We start from the raw sequence: 6484 nt of genomic DNA on the forward strand, positions 1-6484 counted from the left end.
GAAAGCTTCTTTGTTGTGCCTGATTTTTTCTTGCGCTTAGACATCGTTGGCTATTCTTGGCCTTTTTGTCTATTATACCCCAAAAAATCCCGTTTTATCCCGCTTTTTGACTACTTAATTGCAAGGCATTTGCCCAACCTCTCCTTGCTAGTAGGTGCAGAGGTATGGATTGGCTGTAAGACTTGGGGTTTTATCTTAATTAGGCACAATGGCTCCATAATCTATCTGCAGCCAGATAATATATTGGTAAAAATAAGGTTAGTGGACAGTTATAGAAAGTGTAATAAAGCCTAGTAAAGTCTCAGGGGGTTTGTTAGAGTAGAGACATGGCATTAGTACCTCTCCGTAAGGCGGTCGAACTTACGGGACTCTCTCAAACCACACTTAGGAAGTATGCAGACAATGGCACTATCAAATGTGAGCGAACCCCAAGTGGATACAGAATGTTCTGTACAGCTAGTCTTGCCACTCTGGGAAGACAACAAGCTCCAGAGCCATCAACCATCTGTTATTGCAGGGTCAGTAGTTCCAAGCAAAGAGATGACCTCGCCAGGCAAGTCGCGTACATGCACTCGCTCTTCCCGGAAGCGGAAATCATCCAAGACATCGGTTCAGGACTCAACTACAAAAGGAAAGGACTTAAAACCATACTGGGACGACTTATGCAGGGTTGTCAGCTCACGATTGTTGTTGCCTGTAGAGACCGGCTTACCCGATTCGGTTTTGAACTGTTTGAGTACCTGGTCAGTTTCAACGGTGGAAAAATCTTGGTTCTCGACCAGCCTAAAAGTTGTCCAGAATCCGAACTCACCGCAGATCTTCTGTCCATCATTCACGTCTTCTCTTGCCGCGTCCACGGACTCCGAAAGTACGGGACAAAAATCAAAGAAGATCAGGATATTCCTAAGTGCTGAACAGCGTTCCCTGATCCGGAAGTGGTTTGGAGTGTCTCGTTACGTCTTCAACAAGACCGTCAAGATACTTCAAAATGGCGAAGTTAAAGCTAATTGGAAAGCCATTAAAACTGGGATATTAAATGACCTTCCCGAGTGGTGCAAGGAAGTACCTTATCAAATTAAATCTATAGCGATTAAGGATGCTTGTACCGCTGTCAGGGAGGCCAAGAAAAAATACAAAAAGACTGGACAAATAAATCGAGTTAGGTTTAGGTCTAGAAAGAACCCTGTTCAGTCTTGCTACATCCCCAAGTCGGCAGTCTCAGCAAAAGGCATTTATCATACAAAGTTGGGAGGTTTGACTTTTTCTGAGATTTTACCTGAAAATAGGGGCGACTGTAGATTGACCAGCAACAACGGGGATTATTATTTGACAATCCCTCATCAAACTATTCAAAGAAAAGCCGAGAGCCAAGGTAGAGTAGTAGCGATAGACCCCGGTGTTAGAACATTCTTGACGTTTTTCAGTGAGAATTCCATAGGTAAAATTGGCCACGGAGATTTTTCTCGTATTCAACGACTTTGTACTCATCTTGATAACTTATTGTCAAAAATAAGTAAGGCCAAGAGAAATCAAAAACGACGAATGAGAAAAGCTGCAAGGCGAATCATTATCAGAATTAAAAACCTGATAAATGAGATCCATCAGAAAGCTGCTAGGTTTTTAGTAGACAACTTTGACGTGATATTGCTTCCAACTTTTGAGACATCTGAAATGTCCAGGAAAGGAAAAAGAAAAATCAGATCAAAGACTGTGCGAAACTTGCTGACATTCTCTCACTTTAGGTTCAAAGAGTTCTTGAAGCATAAAGCCTCTGAGACCGGAAAGACAGTAGTAGATGTTTGCGAAGCCTATACCAGCAAGACTGTGAGCTGGACCGGAGAAATGGTAAACATCGGTGGAAGTAAGACCATTAGGTCAAAGATTGATGGTCGGTCAATGGATCGAGACATCAATGGCGCACGTGGAATATTTCTTCGTGCTTTGGTAGATACACCCTGGCTGCGAGAGCAGCTTGCATTGGTGAGCTAAAGACTGCACTAGTAGACTTTAGTAGCCAAAAAGTATCGGTTAATTGATGATTAAGTCAATATTCTGATTGACAGATGCGTGTTACTGCTTGTATATCTTGACTTGTAACCTCAGTTACCAAGTTTTCTTACTTTATGCTTGCTCTCGACATACCCCACAGTCCTTCCGGTTCAGAACTGACCAAGGCTAAACAAGTCTTAGTGGTGGAAGACGAAGAACTAATCCGAGAAATGATCGTCCTAGCCCTGCAAGAAGAAGGTTACGAGGTTTTAACTGCTTCGGACGGCGCTACAGCTTTGACTATGCTTCAGGATAGCGATCACACTGGTTACTCTGTGGATTTGCTCATATTAGACCTAATGCTACCTCAGGTGAATGGTTTAGATCTGTGTCGGTTGCTACGTTATCGAGGAAATCCCATTCCGATCATGATTCTTAGTGCCAAAGCTAGTGAAACAGATCGGGTTTTAGGTTTGGAAGTTGGTGCAGACGACTACCTCACTAAACCGTTCAGTATGCGGGAGTTGATTGCTCGTTGCCGAGCCTTAATTCGTCGCCAACACTTGAATGGTATCACTCCAACACCCGTCCAGCAATTCCGAGAGATCAAGCTGTACCCCCAAGAGTGTCGGGTGACGGTTCGGGGAGAAGACGTTAATTTATCTCCCAAGGAGTTTCGACTTTTGGAGTTATTTATTAATAATCCCCGCCGAGTTTGGTCTCGGGACCAATTAATTGATCAAGTATGGGGAATGGATTTTGTGGGAGATACTAAAACAGTGGATGTTCATATTCGCTGGTTACGGGAAAAATTAGAAGAAGACCCCAGTAAACCAGAATACCTGATCACTGTAAGGGGTTTTGGTTATCGCTTTGGATAAATAATGAAGGATAGAGAAAGAATAGATAAAGGATAGATAAAGAATAGATAAAGGATAGATAAAGGACAGATAAAAAATCAAGAATCAAGGATAAATAATCAATGAAATATGAAGGAAAGATAAAGGATAAAGTATTATAAAGTACGAAGTCCTTTATACTTCATATTGTAAGCATTCAGCCGTTGGCCTTTGGCCACGCTACTTGAGGTGCCGTCAGCTGTCAGCCGTCAGCTGTCAGCCGTCAGCTTAAAATAAACCTATGCAGACCTATGGCCACGCTAAGCGAACGGGAGAATTTAATATTGATAGAGAAGCATGAGAATTGAAAGTATGGGTAAAAGCCCATTGCCCATAAGCTGAGAGCTGAGAGCTGAGAGCTGAGAGCTGAGAGCTGAGAGCTGAGAGCTGAGAGCTGAGAGCTGAGAGCTGAGAGCTGAATGCTGAGAGCTGAGAGCTGAGAGCTGAGAGCTGAGAGCTGAGAGCTGAGAGCTGAGAGCTGAATGCTGAGAGCTGAATGCTGAGAGCTGAATGCTGAGAGCTGAATGCTTACTTCATATTTTTTTTTATTATGACCCTCCTAGCATTTTTACTAGGTCTGGCTTTGGGAATTGGGCTGTGGCTGTGGCAGCAGCGCCAACTCAAACAACGGCTACAGCAAATGTTGGGAACACTACAGGTGGATGCTACCAGCAACTCATTGTCAGCAGTTTCTCGTTTGCGGCAAGCGATCGCAAGAGCCAATCATCAACGAGAAGAGATGGAGCAGGAACTGCAAACCTGGCAAGAATTACTTCAGGTAGCACCCTTAGGTTATTTTCTGGTGGATGAAGAAAACCAGTTACTATGGTGCAACCAGCAAGCACGTCAGTTATTACATATTCATGACTGGGAATCAGGAGAAATCCGGTTATTCCTGGAGTGGGTGCGTTCCTACGAATTAGATCAGCTGATTCAAACTACCCGTCAGCAGCAGCAACCTGGGATCTGTGAATGGGTATTTCACCCCAGTTGCTTAAAGGGGGATGCCATGGGTGAAATGCGATCGCTTTATCTAAGAGCTTCCAGTTGGCCCTTACCCCAGAAACAAGTTGGTGTGTTTCTCGAAAATCAACAACCTTTGGTAGAACTGGCTGAGTCTCGCAACCAGTGGTTTGGGGATTTAGCCCACGAACTCAGAACCCCGTTAACCTCCATTAGTTTAGTGGCGGAAACGTTACAGAGTCGTCTGGAGGCTCAGGAAAGCCGCTGGGTGGAGAAAATGCTCGCAGAAGTCAAACGGCTGATTCAGCTTGTGGAAGATTGGCTGGAAATTAGTAAACTCAAGCAAGACCCCACCCTACATCTTAACTGTCAATCCATAGAACTAAAGAGTTTAATTTTTAGGGTCTGGCAAACCCTAGAACTCCTAGCCCAACAGAAGAACTTAACCCTTGCCTATCATGGACCCAATCAATTGTATCTGGAAGCTGATCCCTCTCGCCTGACTCAGGTGTTTCTAAATTTATTTGACAACAGTATTAAACACAGCCCACCTCAGGCTGCTATTAGAGTTGAGGTTAATGCTATATCTTCCCACAAGGCGTTGGAATGCGATACTTGGATTCAAATTAAGGTGATCGACGCAGGAGATGGTTTTGCCGAGTCAGATTTACCCCGTGTCTTTGAGCGACTTTACCGGGGAGATCACTCAAGAGCCAGAGACCAGAGTAATTATAGTAATGGAGAGCCATTACCTGTGCGTGGTGGCAGTGGTCTAGGACTATCCATTGTGCAGCAAATTATTGAGGCTCACGGTGGCTCTATCCTAGCCACCAATCACTGGGAAACAGGTGGTGCCTGTATAGAAATTGCACTTCCAGATACCACCAAAGGTTGATTAAATTTGCTATTACTAAGTGTTATACTACCATATCCTGCTCGCCCAATCATCAGCTGCCTGTCATGAACCCTTTTCGCCAATGTGCTGGTAGGTTGAAGGTTGAAGGTTGAAGGTTGAAGGTTGAAGGTTGAAGGTTGAAGGTTAAATGTTAAAGGTTGAAGGTTGAAGGTTGAAGGGTGTTCGCCCTTGGGGTTCCTGTAGGGTAGGTTGAAGGTTTAATAACCTGTAACCTGTAACCAGCTAACCTGTAACCAGCTAACCTGTAACCAGCTAACCTGTAACCAGCTAACCTGTAACCAGCTAACCTGTAACCAGCTAACTTTCAACCAGCTAACCTGTAACCAGCTAACCTGTAACCAGCTAACCTGTAACCAGCTAACCTGTAACTGGCTAACCTGTAACTGGCTAACCAGCTAACCTGTAACCAGCTAACCTGTAACCAGTTAACCTGTAACCAGTTAACAGCATGAACCCAAGCCCTAAACCCTAAACCCTTCATCGAAATACTGCCTGCTAATTTGTTTACCGGAAGGATGGGAGCGATCGCATCTAATCTTGATGTGCTGTTGGGCAGTTATTTATGTTACGGCAAAGCTTTCTTCCCCATGCATAAATATATATAAATCACAGGGGCTTCCAGCCTTCCCTTAGCAACCCCTATTTCCTGGTGAGTTTATCTTCTGCTAATAGTTCTGTCAGCAACATGTCTGAGCGTTCACACTTCCAGCGCTCCCTGAAGCGTTTGGCACAAGATGTTTTGCGTATGGGGGCTCTGGTAGAGCAATCTTTTAGACTAAGTCATCAAGCCCTGTTTGAGCGCAATCTCGAGACTGCCCAACATCTTGCCTCTCTTGATAAGCGCATTGATGGCTACTATCACCAAATTGAGATGGAATGTGTCACGTTAATGGCTCTGCAATCTCCCGTTGCCCAAGATTTACGGCTTCTGAGTGCCTTTATGCAACTAGTACGAGACTTAGAGCGCATTGGTGATTATGCTGAAGACCTGGGAGAACTATCAATAAAGCTGTTTCCTTATCCACCCCATCCCTGTATGCCAGAGGTGGAACTTATGTCTCATCATGCCCAAGCTATGCTGGCAACAAGTTTAAAAGCCCTAGCGGATTTAGATGCCATTGCTGGGCAAACGGTCAAAAAGCTGGACGATACAGTAGACGATGCCTATGACCAACTGTATCAAACCTTGGCCAGTCAGCGGGATATCAAGGGTGTTGTTGAACCAATTCTTTTACTAGGACTAGTGATTCGCCATTTAGAACGAATGGCTGACCATGCTACCAATATTGGTCAACGAGTCTCTTATATTGTCACTGGTCAACGTTCAGGAGTTACTCCTAGGCGTTAGGTTCACTGGTTAGATAGCAATCCGATCTGAGTTTTTAAATACCAGAACAAGCCAAGAGGGTAAAGATGGGTAAGAATCTGAAGCCCTTGCTTGTTGACGTTGCAATTAGGATTGCTATATCATATCTTAGCTAAATAAGATGCTAGCCGTGACATACTCCCACACGCTCATCGAAGATTACAGTGTGGGCTTCTTACCAACTCCAGCCATCACTATCGGCTTTCGCCGACGCGGGGCGCGTTCGGATACACGGGTTACTTTATTAACGACACGGGATGCCCCGACCCACCGGAACAATACAATGAGTTCTATTTTTTAGGCACGTAAGTGGCTGACTTGCCCAGCATTTAAGGCCGTAGGCCACGCTAC

General features: G+C 44.6%; 6 protein-coding genes. All 6 read left to right on the forward strand.

Features of this window, described 5'->3' with window-relative positions:
* Positions 1 to 294, forward strand: a 294-nt coding sequence (locus F6K38_RS32855) for a hypothetical protein (RefSeq protein ID WP_287359281.1), incomplete at its 5' end; no start/stop codon positions are given.
* Positions 295 to 326: 32 nt separating this feature from the next.
* Positions 327 to 914 (forward strand): IS607 family transposase, encoded by a 588-nt coding sequence (locus F6K38_RS32860; RefSeq protein WP_287256422.1) that lies wholly within the window; start codon positions 327 to 329, stop codon positions 912 to 914.
* Entirely contained in the window at positions 817 to 1989 is a 1173-nt protein-coding gene (locus F6K38_RS32865; protein ID WP_502709622.1) for an RNA-guided endonuclease InsQ/TnpB family protein, read from the forward strand. The genes F6K38_RS32860 and F6K38_RS32865 overlap by 98 nt, the downstream gene beginning before the upstream one ends.
* A 134-nt stretch (positions 1990 to 2123) precedes the next feature.
* Positions 2124 to 2870, forward strand: a complete 747-nt coding sequence (locus F6K38_RS32870) for a response regulator transcription factor (protein ID WP_008186390.1) — start codon at positions 2124 to 2126, stop codon at positions 2868 to 2870.
* A 568-nt stretch (positions 2871 to 3438) separates the two neighbouring features.
* Positions 3439 to 4746, forward strand: coding sequence for a sensor histidine kinase (locus tag F6K38_RS32875; RefSeq protein WP_008186392.1), 1308 nt, complete (start codon positions 3439 to 3441; stop codon positions 4744 to 4746).
* A gap of 706 nt (positions 4747 to 5452) precedes the next feature.
* On the forward strand, positions 5453 to 6115 hold the full coding sequence (gene phoU / locus F6K38_RS32880) for a phosphate signaling complex protein PhoU (protein WP_008186395.1): 663 nt from the start codon (positions 5453 to 5455) through the stop codon (positions 6113 to 6115).
* Positions 6116 to 6484 lie beyond the last annotated feature (369 nt).

This window comes from Moorena sp. SIO3B2, from assembly GCF_010692525.1.
Lineage (GTDB): Bacteria > Cyanobacteriota > Cyanobacteriia > Cyanobacteriales > Coleofasciculaceae > Moorena > Moorena producens.

Bases quoted from the DNA above. Each gene is read 5' to 3' on its own strand.
- F6K38_RS32860 (WP_287256422.1), top strand. From the start codon at position 327: ATGGCATTAGTACCTCTCCGTAAGGCGGTCGAACTTACGGGACTCTCT.
- F6K38_RS32870 (WP_008186390.1), top strand. From the start codon at position 2,124: ATGCTTGCTCTCGACATACCCCACAGTCCTTCCGGTTCAGAACTGACC.
- F6K38_RS32875 (WP_008186392.1), top strand. From the start codon at position 3,439: ATGACCCTCCTAGCATTTTTACTAGGTCTGGCTTTGGGAATTGGGCTG.
- phoU (WP_008186395.1), top strand. From the start codon at position 5,453: ATGTCTGAGCGTTCACACTTCCAGCGCTCCCTGAAGCGTTTGGCACAA.